Below are 16397 nucleotides of genomic sequence, written 5' to 3'. Positions count from 1 at the left end.
TGACGGAGGCGGACAGCCTGTTTAGCTGTTACGCCCGTGGCGACTATGCAAGACACATTGAGAATCACCGAAGTTTTCTACTCGTTGCAGGGGGAAACGCGGACCGCCGGGCTGCCCACGGTTTTTGTGCGCCTGACCGGTTGTCCTTTGCGTTGCCAATACTGCGACAGCGCCTATGCGTTCAGTGGCGGCACCATCCGCACCCTCGACGACATCCTCGAGCAAGTGGCCGGATTTCGTCCGCGCTACGTCTGTGTCACCGGCGGTGAGCCGCTGGCGCAGCCGAACGCCATTCCTTTGCTCAAGCAGTTGTGTGACGCCGGTTACGAGGTTTCGCTGGAAACCAGTGGCGCACTCGACATTTCGGCCGTCGATCCGCGCGTCAGTCGGGTTGTCGATCTGAAAACGCCGGACTCGAAAGAAGCCCATCGCAACCGTTACGAGAACATCGAACTGCTGAGCCCCAACGATCAGGTGAAGTTTGTCATCTGTTCGCGGGAAGACTATGACTGGGCCGTGTCCAAGCTGATCCAGTACGGTCTTGAACGGCGTGCCGGTGAAGTGCTGTTCTCCCCAAGTCACCATGACCTCAATGCTCGGGATCTGGCGGACTGGGTGGTGGCTGACAACCTGCCGGTGCGGTTGCAATTGCAGTTGCATAAATATCTATGGAATGACGAGCCGGGGCGCTGAGATGACCGAACAACTGAACACCACCGAAAAACGTGCGGTCATTCTGCTGTCCGGCGGCCTCGATTCGGCCACCGTCGTGGCCATGGCTCGCGCCGAAGGCTACAGCTGCTACACCATGAGTTTCGATTACGGTCAGCGCTCGCACGCTGAATTGCACGCCGCTGCCCGCGTCGCCCGCGACTTGGGTGTGGTTGAGCACAAAGTAATCGGCCTCAACCTGAATGGTATGGGCGGCTCGGCACTGACCGACAGCAGCATCGATATTCCGGAGGAGCTGGGCGAAGGCATTCCGGTGACTTACGTGCCGGCGCGTAACACGGTGTTCCTTTCGCTGGCGTTGGGCTGGGCAGAAGTGCTGGGTGCGCGTGACATATTTATTGGTGTCAACGCCGTGGACTATTCCGGTTACCCGGATTGCCGTCCGGAGTTCATCGAGTCGTTCGAGCGCATGGCCAATCTGGCGACCAAGGCCGGCGTTGAAGGCAATGGCTTCCGCATTCAGGCGCCACTGCAGAACCTGAGCAAGGCGCAAATCGTTCAGGCGGGCGTGAAGCTCGGCGTTGATTATGGCCTCACCGTTTCCTGCTATCAGGCCGACGATGACGGCCGCGCGTGCGGTAAATGCGACAGCTGCCGCCTGCGCGCAGAAGGCTTTGCGGCCGCTGGTGTGGACGATCCAACAGCTTATTTTTGATTATTTTCAAAAAGGTGTTGAATAGTCCTTAAAAATCAGTATTATACGCGCCACCACACAGCGGGTCGTTAGCTCAGTTGGTAGAGCAGTTGGCTTTTAACCAATTGGTCGTAGGTTCGAATCCCACACGACCCACCATATTTGGCGGTTTAGAAAATCCGGAAGGCCCACGAAAGTGAGGATTTCCGGGTTTTTTTTGCCTGCAATTTCGCTATGCGTTATTTCACCGCCCGCAGCGCTGACGCAGGTCAGAATCATCTTTTGTATCAACGGGATATTCTGTAGCCTTGCGCAGCTTCAATGCTGTCCGTGCCTGATAATACTCACTCTCCCGGCGGTACCCTCAAGCGGTCCGGAGCCGGGTGTATACTCGACTTTCGCGCGAACGCGCCTGCAGGTCTTGCGAACATGACGCAGATTTCCGAACGCCTTCTGGTTCAAGCCCACCTCGATGCCAAACAGCCCAAACCGCTGACCGCTGAGGAAGAGGCTTATTACCGTTCCGCCATTGCCGCCGAGCTCAAGGCTCAGGACGCGGTGCTGGTGGCCCACTTTTATTGCGATCCGGTAATTCAGGCCTTGGCTGAAGAAACCGGCGGTTGCGTCTCCGATTCCCTGGAAATGGCTCGCTTCGGCAATGCTCACCCGGCCAAAACCGTGGTGGTCGCCGGCGTGAAGTTCATGGGCGAGACCGCGAAGATTCTCAACCCGGAAAAACGCGTGCTGATGCCGACCCTCGAAGCGACGTGCTCGCTGGACCTGGGTTGCCCGGTCGACGAGTTCTCGGCGTTCTGCGATCAGCACCCGGAGCGCACGGTGGTGGTCTATGCCAACACCTCCGCAGCCGTTAAGGCTCGAGCTGATTGGGTGGTGACTTCGAGTTGCGCGCTGGAGATCGTCGAAAGCCTGATGGACAACGGCGAGACCATCATCTGGGGGCCGGACAAGCATCTGGGCACTTACATCCAGCGCAAGACCGGCGCGGACATGCTGCTGTGGGACGGTGCCTGCATCGTTCACGAAGAGTTCAAGTCCAAGCAGCTTGAAGACATGAAAGCGTTGTACCCGGACGCTGCGATTCTGGTGCACCCGGAGTCGCCCACGTCGGTGATCGAGCTGGCGGACGCGGTGGGTTCCACCAGCCAGTTGATCGCTGCCGCGCAATCGCTGCCGAACAAGACCCTGATCGTTGCGACCGACCGTGGCATCTTCTACAAGATGCAGCAGCTGTGTCCGGACAAGGTCTTCATCGAGGCGCCAACCGCCGGTAACGGCGCGGCGTGCCGCAGTTGCGCACATTGCCCGTGGATGGCCATGAACACCCTTGAGCGCACGCTCAAGAGCTTGAAGGAAGGGACCAACGAGATCTTTGTTGATCCGGCGTTGATTCCACAGGCGATCCGGCCGTTGAAGCGCATGCTCGATTTCACTCAGGCGGCGCGGATGAAGCTGGCCGGTAACGCCTAAGCTCTAAAGGCATTACACAAAACCTGTGGGAGCGAGCTTGCTCGCGAAAGCGGTGTATCAGTCACCAATAGAATCGACTGATACGACGCCTTCGCGAGCAAGCTCGCTCCCACAGTGGTTTTTGGCGTCTGGAAGTTATTTGGTCTTTTTCGGGATCCGCACCACGCGGGTGTCGGAATAGATGTCATGCCACGTGCGCTTCTGCTTGTCGTACAGCGACCAGAGGAATCCCAACCCCACGCACAGCCACGACGCAATCGACACCATAAACCGCAACAACGCCTGCCACAGGCTGATCGCCGTGCCATTGGCGTTCTGCACACGAATACCCCACACCTGCATGCCCAGCGTCTGCCCGCCGTGGGTCCAGAACTTGGCAAAGAATGCGAACAGCACCAACACCAGCACGGTCGAGTAGAGCGGATCACCGTCGAGCTTGCCGGCATCGGTCATCACTCGCAGGCGCTCTTCACCAATGATCGCTGCCTGAATCATCTTGTAGATGCCACCCGTGACGATCAGCAGGGCGGTGCATAGCAGAAAATCATAGAACATCGCCGCCAGACGCCGGCCTAGACCAACGGCGGGAAAATCGCCCTGTGGGGTGAGCAGGTTTTTCGACATGGCAGCCTCTGGACGCAAAATGAAGCGCCATTTTACGGATTCGCGCACACAAAAAAGCCCCTGATATCAACATCAGGGGCTTTTTCGTAACAGAAAATCAGGCTTCTGCTTGTACTTCGTCAGCCTGCATGCCTTTCTGGCCCTGCACAGCAACGAAGGTCACTTTCTGGCCTTCTTTCAGGCTTTTGAAGCCGTTGCCCTGAATGGCGCGGAAATGCACGAACAGATCCGGACCGCTTTCTGGAGTGATAAAACCAAAACCTTTCTCGTCGTTAAACCACTTGACGGTACCGCTCTGACGTGTGGACATTTCTTATTTCCTTTGACGCAAAAATTAATGACAGTCTCTTTCTCATGAAAGAGTACTGGGGCTGGTTGCAGGAGAGTAAGAAGACGTCGAACGGGATGTAGCTAACTTGTAGGCTACTGCCCAGGTCACGATTCCAAGCTGACCCATGCAAACACAGTGGAGAAACTCTACGCCAACTACGGGAGAAAAAACAAGCCCTGCGAAGCCCCCGGTTTTACTGAGCTTGAGCAAGTTAATCCTCTCGCTAGTGCGGGCTTAGACGATTAACCTGTTCAATTGTTTTCGATCGTTATAAGCAAAGTTCATATTCGAATCAGTTGATAGAAAATGCACTTTTTTGTGGCGATTGCGTTACACATTAGTGCACGCATAACGCAATCGCGTTACTTATAGAAACAGTCAATCAACCGCGATAGTAGCGTTGTGGAACAAATGGCATTTTGCTTACAAGCATTTGCACCTTTTTCCCACGAACAATGGCCCAAACCGGTGTGTCGAGGGTGACATATGCGCTGTCGAGGTAACCCATCGCCAACGGCCCGCCCAAGGTCGGACCGAAACCACCGCTGCACACGCTGCCGATGATTTCGCCGGCTTCGTTGACGATTTCTGCGCCTTCACGCACGGGGGTGCGCTCCTGCGGTAGCAGGCCGACGCGTTTGCGTGCCACGCCATTCTGTTGTTGAGCGAAAACATTCTCCGCGCCCGGGAAACCGCCGGCCCGCGCGCCATCAGCGCGACGTGGCTTGGAGATCGCCCATAACAGGCTGGCTTCGATCGGCGTGGTCTCGATGTTCATGTCGTGGCCGTAGAGGCACAGACCGGCTTCCAGACGCAGCGAGTCGCGAGCGCCGAGGCCAATGGCCTGGACTTCCGGTTCGGCGAGCAGGGCGCGGGCAAGTTTTTCCGCATCTGCAGCTGGTACGGAGATTTCGAAACCGTCTTCACCGGTGTAACCCGAACGGCTGACAAAGCAGTCGACGCCGAGCAGATTGACACGGGCGAACTGCATAAAAGTCATTTTTTCAACGGGTGGTGCCAGCCGCGCCAGCACGGTCACCGCCGCCGGACCTTGCAATGCCAGCAGAGCGCGTTCTTCGAACAGCGCCGTAATGGTGCACTGATCGCCGATGTGTTTTTGCAGGTGGGCCAGGTCCTGATCCTTGCACGCGGCGTTGACCACCAGGAACAATTCGTCATTACCGAGGTTGGCCACCATCAGGTCGTCGAGAATGCCGCCGTTGTCGTTGGTGAACATCGCGTAACGCTGCATGCCCACCGGCAGGTCGATGATGTCTACCGGCACCAGGCTTTCCAGGGCTTTGGCGGCGTTGGCACCAGTCAGGCGGATCTGGCCCATGTGCGAGACATCGAACAGTCCGGCCTGCTCACGGGTGTGCTGGTGTTCTTTCATCACACCGAGTGGGTATTGCACCGGCATGTCGTAGCCGGCGAACGGCACCATGCGAGCGCCGAGTTCGATGTGCAGAGCGTGCAGCGGGGTTTTCGACAGTTGTTCGGTGGACATGCGTGGCTCCTTGAAAATTAGAGTTTGGCGGTAAGAGGCAAGATCAAGATCAAAAGCCCCTCACCCCAGCCCTCTCCCAGAGGGAGAGGGAGTTAGGTACGTTTATCTCCCGGAGGGGAGAGGGGGCTAATTACGTTTCTCTCCCTGGGGGAGAGGTGGTCAATTTCGTTTGGCTGGTTTCATGGTCAGCATTCGATAATGTTGACCGCCAGACCGCCGCGGGCGGTCTCTTTGTATTTGCTTTTCATGTCGGCACCGGTCTGGCGCATGGTGCGGATGACTTTGTCGAGGGAGACGAAATGCTGGCCGTCGCCTCGCATGGCCATGCGCACTGCGTTGATGGCTTTCACCGAACCCATGGCATTGCGCTCGATGCACGGCACTTGCACCAGTCCGCCAATCGGGTCGCAGGTCAGGCCGAGGTTGTGCTCCATACCGATTTCCGCAGCGTTCTCGACTTGCTGCACGCTGCCACCGAGCACTTCGCACAACGCACCGGCCGCCATCGAACAGGCCACGCCGACTTCACCCTGACAACCGACTTCGGCGCCCGAGATCGAGGCATTTTCTTTGTAGAGAATGCCAATGGCCGCAGCGGTCAGCAGAAACCGTACGACGCCGTCGTCATTCGCGCCGGGGATAAAACGCATGTAGTAATGCAGCACCGCCGGAATAATCCCCGCCGCGCCGTTGGTGGGCGCGGTGACTACGCGGCCACCGTTGGCGTTTTCTTCGTTGACCGCCAAAGCGTAGAGGTTGACCCAGTCGAGCACCGACAACGGATCGCGCAACGCCGATTCCGGGTTCTTGCACAGTTGCCGATGCAACGCTGCCGCACGGCGTTTGACCTTCAAGCCGCCGGGCAAAATACCTTCGTTACGGCAGCCCGCAGCGACGCAGTCCTGCATCACCTGCCAGATTTTCAACAGGCCGGCGCGGGTTTCTGCCTCCGGGCGCCAGGCACTTTCGTTGGTCAGCATCACCTGGCTGATCGACAGACCATAGGTGGCGCAATGACCGAGCAGGTCCTTGGCGCTTTTGAACGGGAAGGTCAGCGGCGTGGCGTCTTCGACGATGCGGTCGGCACCGGCCGCGTCCTCGTCGACCACGAAACCACCGCCAACCGAGTAGTACTCGCGGCTGCGGATCTGAATCCCCGCCGCATCGAAGGCGCGGAAGATCATGCCGTTGGGGTGATAGGCCAACGGCTTGCGGATCATCGCCAAGTGTTCTTTCTCGTTGAACGCAATGCTGTGTTCGCCGAGCAGGTTCAGTCGTCCGTTGCCGCGAATTTCTTGCAGGCGTGCGGCGACGGTTTCGGTATCAACGGTGTCCGGGTGTTCGCCTTCGAGGCCGAGCAGCACGGCTTTGTCGCTGCCGTGACCTTTACCAGTGGCGCCGAGGGAACCGTACAGCTCAACGCGAACGCTGGCGGTGGTGGTCAGCAGGTTTTCACGGCGCAAACCTTCGACGAAACGCGCGGCTGCGCGCATCGGGCCGACGGTGTGGGAACTGGAGGGGCCGATGCCAATCTTGAACAGGTCGAACACGCTTAACGACATGAGGGGTTCTCCGGTTTCTTGTTATAGGAATTGGCGAAACATCAGGCTTGTAGCAATTCCCTGTGGGAGCGAGCTTGCTCGCGAAGACGGAGTGTCAGTCACCACCAATGTTTGCTGACCTACCGCATTCGCGAGCAAGCTCGCTCCCACAGGGTTTTGCGTTGTTCTGGAGAAAGGGGCAGGCAAACCCGCCCCTTATTCTTTTAAGCGTAGCTTTCGATCGACGGGCAGGCGCAGACCAGGTTGCGATCGCCGAAAACGTTGTCGACACGACCGACCGGTGGCCAGTATTTGCCTTCGATCAGCGACGCGACCGGGTACACGGCTTGCTCGCGGCTGTACGGGTGAGTCCACTCGCCAACCAGCTCTGCCGCCGTGTGCGGAGCGTTTTTCAGCGGGTTGTCGTCCTTGTCCAGCGTGCCGTTTTCCACCGCGCGGATTTCTTCGCGGATGCGGATCATGGCGTCGCAGAAGCGATCCAGTTCTTCTTTGGATTCGCTTTCGGTCGGCTCGATCATCAGCGTGCCCGCGACCGGGAACGACATGGTCGGCGCGTGGAAGCCGAAGTCGATCAGGCGCTTGGCGACGTCATCGACGCTGATGCCGCTGCTGTCTTTCAATGGACGCAGATCCAGAATGCATTCGTGCGCCACCAGACCGTTGCTGCCGGTGTACAGCACTGGGTAGTGCTCTTCGAGGCGACGGGAAATGTAGTTGGCATTGAGGATCGCCAGCTGCGATGCACGCTTCAGGCCTGCGCCGCCCATCATGCGAATGTACATCCAGGTGATCGGCAAAATACTTGCGCTGCCGAACGGTGCTGCACAGACCGCGCCTTCCTTGCGTTCCATCTGGCCGTGGCCCGGCAGGAACGGGGTCAGGTGCGATTTCACGCCAATCGGGCCAACGCCCGGGCCGCCACCGCCGTGCGGAATGCAGAAGGTTTTGTGCAGGTTCAGGTGCGAGACGTCGCCGCCGAACTTGCCCGGTGCACAGAGGCCAACCATCGCGTTCATGTTGGCGCCGTCGATGTACACCTGGCCGCCGTTGTCATGAATGATCCCGCAGATTTCGCGGATGCCTTCTTCGAACACGCCGTGGGTCGACGGGTAAGTGATCATCAGCGCGGCGAGGTGGTCGCGGTGTTCAATGGCTTTGGCGCGGAGGTCTTCGATGTCGACGTTGCCACGGGCATCGCAGGCAGTCACGACGACGCGCATGCCAGCCATGTTGGCGGTGGCCGGGTTGGTGCCGTGGGCGGACGACGGAATCAGGCAGATGTCGCGGCGCTCATCGCCACGGCTCTGGTGATATGCACGAATCGCCAGCAGGCCAGCGTACTCACCTTGCGAACCGGCGTTTGGTTGCAGCGAGATCGCGTCGTAACCGGTCGCGGCACAGAGCATCGCTTCCAGCTCAAAGGTCAGTTGCTGGTAACCGGCGCTTTGCGCGGCTGGAGCGAACGGGTGCAGCGCGCCGAACTCAGCCCAGGTCACCGGGATCATTTCGCTGGCAGCGTTGAGTTTCATGGTGCACGAACCCAGCGGGATCATGGTGCGATCCAGGGCCAGATCCTTGTCCGCCAGTTTGCGCAGGTAGCGCATCAGCTCGGTTTCCGAGTGATAACGGTTGAACACCGGGTGGCTGAGGATCGGCGACTGACGTACCAGCGATGCTGGGATGGTGCTCTGCACCGAGACGGCGAGAGCAGCGAAATCCGGCAGAGTCTTGCCGTCGGCGAACAGGCCCCACAGGGTTTCGATGTCAGCTTGGGTGGTGGTTTCGTCGACCGACAGGCCAAGACGCTGAGCGTCGATCACGCGCAGGTTGATCTGCTGAGCGTGGGCCTTGTCGTGCAGCGCGGCGGTGTTTGCGCCGGTGGCGACGGTCAGGGTGTCGAAGAAACTGGCTTGTTCGACGTTAGCGCCCAGCGCGGTCAGGCCTTTGGCCAGAATCGCGGTCAGGTGATGCACGCGGTTGGCGATCTGCGCGAGGCCTTTCGGGCCGTGGTAGACGGCGTACATGCTGGCGATGTTGGCCAGCAGCACTTGTGCGGTGCAGATGTTCGACGTGGCCTTCTCGCGGCGGATGTGTTGCTCGCGGGTCTGCATCGCCAGGCGCAGCGCCGGCTTGCCGAAACGGTCAACCGAGACACCGACCAGACGGCCCGGCATGTCGCGCTTGAACGCATCTTTGGTGGAGAAGTAAGCGGCGTGCGGGCCACCAAAGCCCAGCGGCACGCCGAAGCGTTGTGCCGAACCGATGGCGACGTCCGCGCCGAACTCGCCCGGGGCGGTCAGCAGCGTCAGGGCCAGCAGGTCGGCAGCCACGGCGACCAGAGCGTTGGCGGCGTGGAAGCGCTCGGTCAGTTCGCGGTAGTCGAACACATCACCGTTGCTGGCCGGGTATTGCAGCAGCGCGCCGAAGAACGGCGTCACGTCAGTCAGTTCACGCTCATCGCCAACAACCACTTCGATGCCCAGCGGCTCGGCACGAGTGCGCAGCACGTCAAGGGTTTGCGGGTGGCTGTGGATCGAGGCGAAGAACTGGTGGCTGCCCTTGTTCTTGCTCAGGCGTTTGCAGAAGGTCATGGCTTCGGCAGCGGCGGTGGCTTCGTCGAGCAAGGATGCGTTGGCAATCGGCAGACCGGTGAGGTCGCTGATCATCGTCTGGAAGTTCAGCAGCGCTTCGAGACGACCTTGGGAAATTTCTGGCTGGTACGGCGTGTACGCGGTGTACCAGGCCGGGTTTTCCAGGAGGTTGCGCAGGATCGGCGACGGCGTGTGGCAGTTGTAGTAGCCCTGGCCGATGTAGGTCTTGAACAACTGATTCTTTCCGGCGATCGATTTGATCATCGCCAGGGCATCGGCTTCGCTGAGGCCGTCGTCCATGCCGAGCACGCTGGTGCCCTTGATGCTTTCCGGAATGACGCTGGCGCTCAGGGCTTCAAGCGAGTCGAAGCCGAGGCTGTTGAGCATGGCTTGCTCGTCACCGGCGCGCGGGCCGATGTGATGGGCGATGAATTCGTTGGCGGTGCCAAGGTTTACTTGAGTCATGTCGGTGTTCCTCAGGCTTCGGCTTGGGCTTTGATCAGACGGTCGTACGCGTCCTGATCGAGCAATTTGGCCACGGCCGATGCGTCGGCAGGCTGGAAGCGGAAGAACCAGCCTTCGCCCAGCGGATCTTCGTTGACCAGTTCCGGGGCGTCTTCCAGCGCCGGGTTGACTTCCAGTACGTCGCCGTCGAGGGGCATGTACACGCCGCTGGCGGCTTTCACCGATTCCACGGTGGCGGCTTCAGCGCCTTTTTCGTAAGCCTGCAGCTCAGGCAGTTGCACGAACACCACGTCGCCCAGGGCGTTCTGCGCGAAAGCGGTGATGCCGACAGTAACGCTGCCGTCAGCTTCGGTGCGCAGCCATTCGTGATCTTCAGTAAAACGCAACTCGCTCATGGAAACTCCTCAGGGGGCCAGACTCGTCTGGTGGACGCGGTGGAATAGTCGGGCGCGAAGGCCCTTATTTATGAAGGGCTGATTAGCAAGAATGTGGCCAATGTTGATTTATCGTTATAAATCAATGAGTTGTGTTGTTTTTGTATGTGGCGCGTACTGACGTGTGTAGCGAAATCGCTACAGCATGGGGCGAGGATAAAAGCTGAACGGGATCAAAGCCTTGCACAGCGGTGATCGGAGGAGGGTGTAGCGATATCGTTCCGCTGTAGCGCTTTCAGTACAGCTGGAGGTCGTTTTTGAACGGATTTCGAATGCGCCACAAATAAATGTAGGAGTGAGCCTGCTCGCGATAGCGGTCTGTCAGACGTCGCAAATGTTGAATGTCAAACCGCTATCGCGAGCAGGCTCACTCCTACAGGGGATTTGTGGTTTTTCAGGGTTTGTTGGGAATGCCGTATTTGCGCAGGCGATGGGCAATGGCCGTGTGCGAAGTTTGCAGGCGGCTGGCCAGTTGGCGGGTCGAGGGGTAGCTGACGTAGAGTTTTTCCAGCAGCGATCGCTCGAACGCTTCGACCGCTTGTTCGAGGCTGTCGACATCGCTGTCAGCCTGACGCGCCACCGAGGTGCCAGCAATATCGAGATCGCCAATATCCACCAGACTGCTCTCGCAAATCGCCGCCGCGCGGAAGATCACGTTCTGCAATTGCCGTACATTGCCCGGCCAGCGATTGCCGAGCAGCGCCGGGTAGGTCCCCGGAGCGAGGCGGCACACCGGGCGCTGGATCTGCGCGCAGGCCTGCTGCATGAAATACCGCGCCAGCAGCAGGATGTCCTGCCCGCGTTCGCGCAGCGGCGGCACTTCAACGTTGAGCACGTTGAGACGATAGAACAGGTCTTCGCGGAACAAGCCTTCGCTGACCATTTTTTCCAGATCGCGGTGGGTCGCGCTGAGGATGCGCACGTTGACCTTCACTTCGCGATCACCGCCCACGCGGCGGAAGCTGCCGTCGTTCAAGAAACGCAGCAGCTTGGCCTGCAAGTACGGCGACATCTCGCCGATCTCATCGAGGAATACCGTGCCTTGGTTGGCCAGTTCCATCAGTCCGGGTTTACCGCCGCGCGCCGCGCCGGTGAAGGCGCCGGGGGCGTAGCCGAACAGCTCGCTTTCGGCGAGGTTCTCCGGTAGGGCTGCGCAGTTGAGGGCCAGAAACGGTGCACTGTGTCGCGCGCTGATGGCGTGGCAGGCGCGGGCGACCAGTTCTTTACCGGTGCCGGTTTCGCCTTGAATCAACAGCGGTGCATCAAGAGCGGCGACTCTTTGCGCGCGGGCCTTGAGGGTGCGGATTGCCGGAGATTCGCCGAGCAGCGCGTCGAAACCTTCGGCGTGGTCGTGGTGCAGCGCCGAAAGTTGTTCGCCGATGCGGTTTGGTTGATACAAGGTCAGCAGGGCGCCGGCGTCGGTGATCGGCGTGGCGTCGAGCAACAGGGTCTGGCCGTTGACGGTGATCTCGCGCAGCGGCAGACGGAAGCCATGTTCGAGCAAGGTGTCGAGCAGCGCGGGATCATTGAACAGTTCCGCGACACTCTCGCCGGCCGGTTCGCGACCGTACAGCGCGATCAACGCCGGGTTGGCCAGCAGCACCTTGCCGGCACTGTCGAGAGCGAGCACCGGGTCGGTCATCGCCGCCAGCAACGCGTCGAGCTGCAAATGCCGACGCTGGCCGGGGAGGATGTCGACCACGGTCACAGCCTCTACACCGAGCACGCGGAACAGCGCATCTTTGAGCTCTTCGAGCACTTGCGGGCTGAGGGTCGGAGCATCGATATAGACGTTGGGCGGGATCATCTCCACCGCATCCAGATTGAGATTGCGCCCACCGAGGATAGCCAGGACTTCCTGGGTGATGCCGACGCGGTCGATGAAGCTGACGTGGATACGCATGGGGCGGTTCAGTGATCTGCAGAGCGGAGGGTGGCAGTATGCCTTGGGCTTGGAGAGAGGTGAAAGCAAAAGCACCCTCATCGGAAACGCCGCCCGCCCAGCCCTCTCCCGGAGGGAGAGGGAGCCGACCGAGGTGTCTGAGGTTTGACATCGACCTGAAAGAACCAGTCGATTATGGATTCGGTAAAGCAAGGTCAGGTCGGTGTAACTCTAGAGCATCCCCCAATCAGTTCCCTCTCCCTCCGGGAGAGGGCTAGGGTGAGGGGCTTTTGCGGGTTACTCGAAATGCTCAAGATTGACCGGATCCCCGGATTGCATATTCAACTTCTGCCGAATGTCTTCAAACATCAGATCGTAATGCTTGTGCACCGAACCGATCTGGCTGTGAGCCTTGGGAATCCCGTACTTCTCGGCGATCCGGGTCACGTCACGGGCGAAGTTGTAAGCCTCTTCCTTGGGCAGGAAAAACGTTTCCTTCATGTCCTTGCCCTGCATGTTGCCATGCAGGGTGAACTGTATCCCTTTGCCTTTTTTCGGATCGCTGAGCACTTCATAGTCGAGGTGCACGTTGTAACTGACGTCATCCGGCGTCAACGCATGCCGCTCGATGTGCAGGCGACCGGGTTCGAATTGGGCCATGGTTTTCTCCTTTCAAGGCATGGGAGAAGGGCAGACCCTCGGTCTGCCCCCGGAGTTTCTAATTATCGGTAAGTGATGCCCGGCTTCGCCGTGGTCACGCGAGTACCGGCAGTGCCCTGGACAATCGCTTCGATGTCCGCCAGCGAACCGATCACCGCAACCTTGCCAGTATGGCGCGCAAATTCGCAGGCTGCCTGCACCTTCGGCCCCATCGAGCCGGCGGCGAAGCCGAGGCGCTCCAGCTCATCCGGATGCGCTTCGGCAATGGCTTTTTGCGTTGGTTTGCCGTAATCGATGAACGCCGCGTTGACGTCCGTGGCGATCACCAGCAAGTCGGCTTCCAGTTGCTCGGCGAGCAGCGACGAGCACAGGTCCTTGTCGATCACCGCCTCGATACCCTTGAGGTTACGGTTCTCGTCGTACATGGTCGGAATCCCGCCGCCACCGGCGCAAATCACGATGCTGCCCTTGTCCAGCAGCCACTTGATCGGGCGGATTTCGAAGATGCGTTTTGGCCGTGGACTGGCGACCACGCGGCGGAATTTGTCGCCGTCCGGGGCAATCGCCCAGCCTTTTTCGGCGGCGAGTTTTTCCGCTTCGGCCTTGTCGTAGACCGGGCCGATGGGTTTGGTCGGGTTCTGGAAGGCCGGATCCTTGGCGTCGACTTCCACCTGGGTCAACAAGGTGGCGAACGGCACTTCGAAATCGAGCAGATTGCCCAGTTCCTGTTCGATGATGTAGCCGATCATGCCTTCGGTTTCGGCACCGAGCACGTCCAGCGGGTAAGGGGTGACGGAGGTGTAGGCCGCCGCTTGCAGCGACAACAGGCCGACTTGCGGGCCATTGCCGTGGGCGATGACCAGTTGGTTGCCGGGATGGATCTTGGCGATTTGCTCGGTGGCGATGCGGATGTTGGCGCGCTGATTGTCAGCGGTCATCGGTTCACCACGGCGGAGCAGGGCGTTACCGCCCAGCGCTACGACGATACGCATAATGCATGTCCTTTTCGTGTTGATCGTTCCCACGCTCTGCGTGGGAATGCCGCCACGGACGCTCCGCGTCCGCTGTGACGCAGAGCGTCACGGGATACATTCCCACGCAGGAGCGTGGGAACGATCATGGATCAGCAGTGGTTACAGATCAGCCAGGGTCGAGACCAGAATCGCCTTGATCGTGTGCATGCGGTTTTCCGCTTGCTCGAAGGCGATGCAGGCTGGCGACTCGAACACGTCGTCGGTCACTTCGATGCCGTTTTTCAGGTGCGGATACTGCTCGGCGATCTGTTTGCCGACCTTGGTATCACTGTTGTGGAACGCCGGCAGGCAGTGCATGAACTTGGTGCGCGGGTTGCCGCTGGCTTTCATCAGTTCGGCGTTGACCTGATACGGCAGCAGTTGCTGGATACGCTCGGCCCAGGCTTCCACCGGCTCGCCCATCGATACCCAAACGTCGGTGTGGATGAAGTCGACGCCTTTGACCGCCGCTTTCGGGTCTTCAGTCAGGGTGATACGTGCGCCACTTTCTTCGGCATATTTGTGGCAACGCTCGACCAGATCATCCAGTGGCCACAGGGCTTTCGGTGCACAGATGCGCACGTCCATGCCGAGTTTGGCGCCGACCAGCAGCAGTGAGTTGCCCATGTTGTTGCGCGCATCGCCGAGGTAGGCGTAGCTGATTTCGTGGATCGGCTTGTCGGCGTGTTCACGCATGGTCAGCACGTCGGCGATCATTTGCGTCGGGTGGTACTCGTCAGTCAGGCCGTTGAACACCGGCACACCGGCGAACTTGGCCAGCTCTTCGACAATTTCCTGTTTGAAGCCACGGTATTCGATGGCGTCGTACATGCGCCCCAGCACGCGGGCGGTGTCTTTCATGCTTTCTTTGTGGCCGATCTGCGACGAGTTCGGGTCGATGTAGGTTACGTTAGCGCCTTGGTCATAGGCCGCCACTTCGAACGCGCAACGGGTACGGGTCGAGGTTTTTTCGAAGATCAGGGCGATGTTGTTGCCCTTCAGGTGTTGTTGCTCGGTGCCGGTGTATTTCGCGCGTTTGAGGTCGCGGGACAGGTCGAGCAGGTAACGCAGCTCACGTGGGGTGTGGTGTTCGAGGCTGAGCAGGTTACGGTTGTGGATGTTGAACGCCATGATGATTCTCCTTGGATTCGGTAATCGGCCCGGCGGCTACGGGGTGTGTGCGGCCGGGGAGATGGTCGTTTAGTAATCGATCGGGTCGCGGATGATCGGGCAGGTCATGCAGTGGCCACCGCCACGGCCTCGGCCCAGTTCACCGGCGCTGATGGTGATGACTTCCACGCCGGCCTTGCGCAGCAGGGTGTTGGTGTAGGTGTTGCGGTCGTAGCCGATGACCACGCCCGGTTCCACGGCCACCACGTTGTTGCCGTCGTCCCATTGCTCGCGTTCGGCGGCGAAGCTGTTGCCGCCGGTTTCCACCACGCGCAGCTTCGGCAGGTTGAGGGCTTTGGCCACGGTGTCGAGGAAGGTGCCTTCTTCGCGGCGGATGTCGATGCCGCCCTGTTTGCTTTCGTCAGGGCGCAGGGTGAAGGCGACGATCTGGTTCACCACTTCCGGGAAAATTGTCACCAGGTCGCGGTCGCAGAAGCTGAACACGGTGTCCAGGTGCATCGCCGCGCGGGACTTCGGCAGGCCGGCGACGATGACTTTTTCCACGGCTTTGTTCTTGAACAGGTTCAGCGCCAGTTGGCCGATGGCCTGGCGGGATGAGCGTTCGCCCATACCGATCAACACCACGCCGTTACCGATCGGCATCACGTCGCCGCCCTCAAGGGTAGAGCTGCCGTGATCCTTGTCCGGGTCGCCGTACCAGATCTCGAAATCGGCATTGGTGAACTGCGGGTGGAATTTGTAGATGGCGGTGGTCAGCAGGGTTTCCTGACGGCGCGCTGGCCAGTACATCGGGTTCAGCGTCACGCCGCCGTAGATCCAGCAGGTGGTGTCGCGGGTGAACTGAGTGTTCGGCAGCGGCGGCAGAATGAAGCTCGAATGGCCGAGAAAGTCGCGGTACATTTCGATGATCTTGCCGCCGAAGCTGTCCGGCAGATCATCGGCCGACACGCCACCGATGAGGAATTCGGCGATGTGCCGTGGCTCCAGGCTTTTCAGCCAGGATTTGACTTCGTTGATCAGGCCCAGGCCCACCGAATCGGCAGTGACCTTGCGCTCGAGAATCCAGTCCAGCGCCTCCGGGATGGCGACGATGTCGGTCAGCAGGTTGTGCATTTCCAGCACGTCGATGCCGCGCTCGCGCATCTTGGTGACGAAGTCGAAGTGGTCGCGCTTGGCCTGGGCCACCCACAGCACGTCGTCGAACAGCAGTTCATCGCAGTTGTTCGGGGTCAGCCGCTGATGGGCCAGACCTGGGGAGCACACCATGACTTTGCGCAGTTTGCCGGCTTCGGAATGGACGCCGTACTTAACTTTTTCCGTGGTCATTTCAGATCCTCCAGATA

The 16397-nt window shown here is 59.6% G+C and carries 14 protein-coding genes and 1 tRNA gene; 4 read left to right on the top strand and 11 right to left on the bottom strand.

The annotated features are described in order from the left end of the window. Positions 1-45 precede the first annotated feature (45 nt). The 4 genes from queE to nadA all read left to right on the top strand — a co-directional run bounded on the left by queE (position 46) and on the right by nadA (position 2854). The gene (gene queE / locus AB4O11_RS01750) at positions 46-693 is read left to right on the top strand and encodes a 7-carboxy-7-deazaguanine synthase QueE (RefSeq protein ID WP_093430486.1); all 648 of its coding nucleotides are present in this window, start codon (positions 46-48) and stop codon (positions 691-693) included. Position 694: 1 nt separating this feature from the next. Further along, complete coding sequence (gene queC / locus AB4O11_RS01745) at positions 695-1387, top strand: 7-cyano-7-deazaguanine synthase QueC (RefSeq protein WP_099757008.1); 693 nt, start codon at positions 695-697, stop codon at positions 1385-1387. A gap of 62 nt (positions 1388-1449) precedes the next feature. Further along, a tRNA-Lys gene (locus AB4O11_RS01740) sits at positions 1450-1525 on the top strand. A 270-nt stretch (positions 1526-1795) separates the two neighbouring features. Then, on the top strand, positions 1796-2854 hold the full coding sequence (gene nadA / locus AB4O11_RS01735) for a quinolinate synthase NadA (RefSeq protein ID WP_016773509.1): 1059 nt from the start codon (positions 1796-1798) through the stop codon (positions 2852-2854). A 135-nt stretch (positions 2855-2989) separates the two neighbouring features. Here nadA and AB4O11_RS01730 read toward each other — a convergent pair whose 3' ends face one another. The 11 genes from AB4O11_RS01730 to arcA form a co-directional block, all read right to left on the bottom strand. Next, on the bottom strand, positions 2990-3478 hold the full coding sequence (locus AB4O11_RS01730) for an RDD family protein (protein WP_093430484.1): 489 nt from the start codon (positions 3476-3478) through the stop codon (positions 2990-2992). Between the two features lie 97 nt (positions 3479-3575). Continuing rightward, positions 3576-3788, bottom strand: coding sequence for a cold-shock protein (locus tag AB4O11_RS01725; protein ID WP_003227496.1), 213 nt, complete (start codon positions 3786-3788; stop codon positions 3576-3578). A gap of 403 nt (positions 3789-4191) precedes the next feature. Beyond that, on the bottom strand, positions 4192-5316 hold the full coding sequence (gcvT, locus tag AB4O11_RS01720) for a glycine cleavage system aminomethyltransferase GcvT (RefSeq protein ID WP_460129950.1): 1125 nt from the start codon (positions 5314-5316) through the stop codon (positions 4192-4194). A gap of 185 nt (positions 5317-5501) precedes the next feature. Next, positions 5502-6878: an L-serine ammonia-lyase gene (locus AB4O11_RS01715; protein ID WP_093430482.1), complete on the bottom strand. Its 1377-nt coding sequence runs from the start codon at positions 6876-6878 to the stop codon at positions 5502-5504. 203 nt (positions 6879-7081) lie between these two features. Continuing rightward, on the bottom strand, positions 7082-9934 hold the full coding sequence (gene gcvP / locus AB4O11_RS01710; RefSeq protein ID WP_460129948.1) for an aminomethyl-transferring glycine dehydrogenase: 2853 nt from the start codon (positions 9932-9934) through the stop codon (positions 7082-7084). A gap of 11 nt (positions 9935-9945) precedes the next feature. Then, on the bottom strand, positions 9946-10329 hold the full coding sequence (gcvH, locus tag AB4O11_RS01705) for a glycine cleavage system protein GcvH (RefSeq protein ID WP_099757005.1): 384 nt from the start codon (positions 10327-10329) through the stop codon (positions 9946-9948). A 433-nt stretch (positions 10330-10762) separates the two neighbouring features. Then, complete coding sequence (locus AB4O11_RS01700) at positions 10763-12271, bottom strand: sigma-54-dependent transcriptional regulator (RefSeq protein WP_447786843.1); 1509 nt, start codon at positions 12269-12271, stop codon at positions 10763-10765. A 276-nt stretch (positions 12272-12547) separates the two neighbouring features. Next, positions 12548-12910 (bottom strand): DUF5064 family protein, encoded by a 363-nt coding sequence (locus tag AB4O11_RS01695; RefSeq protein ID WP_093430478.1) that lies wholly within the window; start codon positions 12908-12910, stop codon positions 12548-12550. Positions 12911-12972: 62 nt separating this feature from the next. After that, complete coding sequence (gene arcC, locus AB4O11_RS01690) at positions 12973-13902, bottom strand: carbamate kinase (protein ID WP_034153407.1); 930 nt, start codon at positions 13900-13902, stop codon at positions 12973-12975. Positions 13903-14043: 141 nt separating this feature from the next. Beyond that, a complete protein-coding gene (locus tag AB4O11_RS01685; RefSeq protein ID WP_008086805.1) occupies positions 14044-15054 on the bottom strand; it encodes an ornithine carbamoyltransferase in 1011 nt (336 codons plus the stop codon). Positions 15055-15123: 69 nt separating this feature from the next. Further along, positions 15124-16380, bottom strand: a complete 1257-nt coding sequence (gene arcA, locus AB4O11_RS01680; RefSeq protein ID WP_116255073.1) for an arginine deiminase — start codon at positions 16378-16380, stop codon at positions 15124-15126. Between the last annotated feature and the right edge of the window lie 17 nt (positions 16381-16397).

It is taken from the genome of Pseudomonas sp. H1_D05 (genome assembly GCF_054682705.1).
This window is presented reverse-complemented; position numbering and strand designations above follow the sequence as displayed.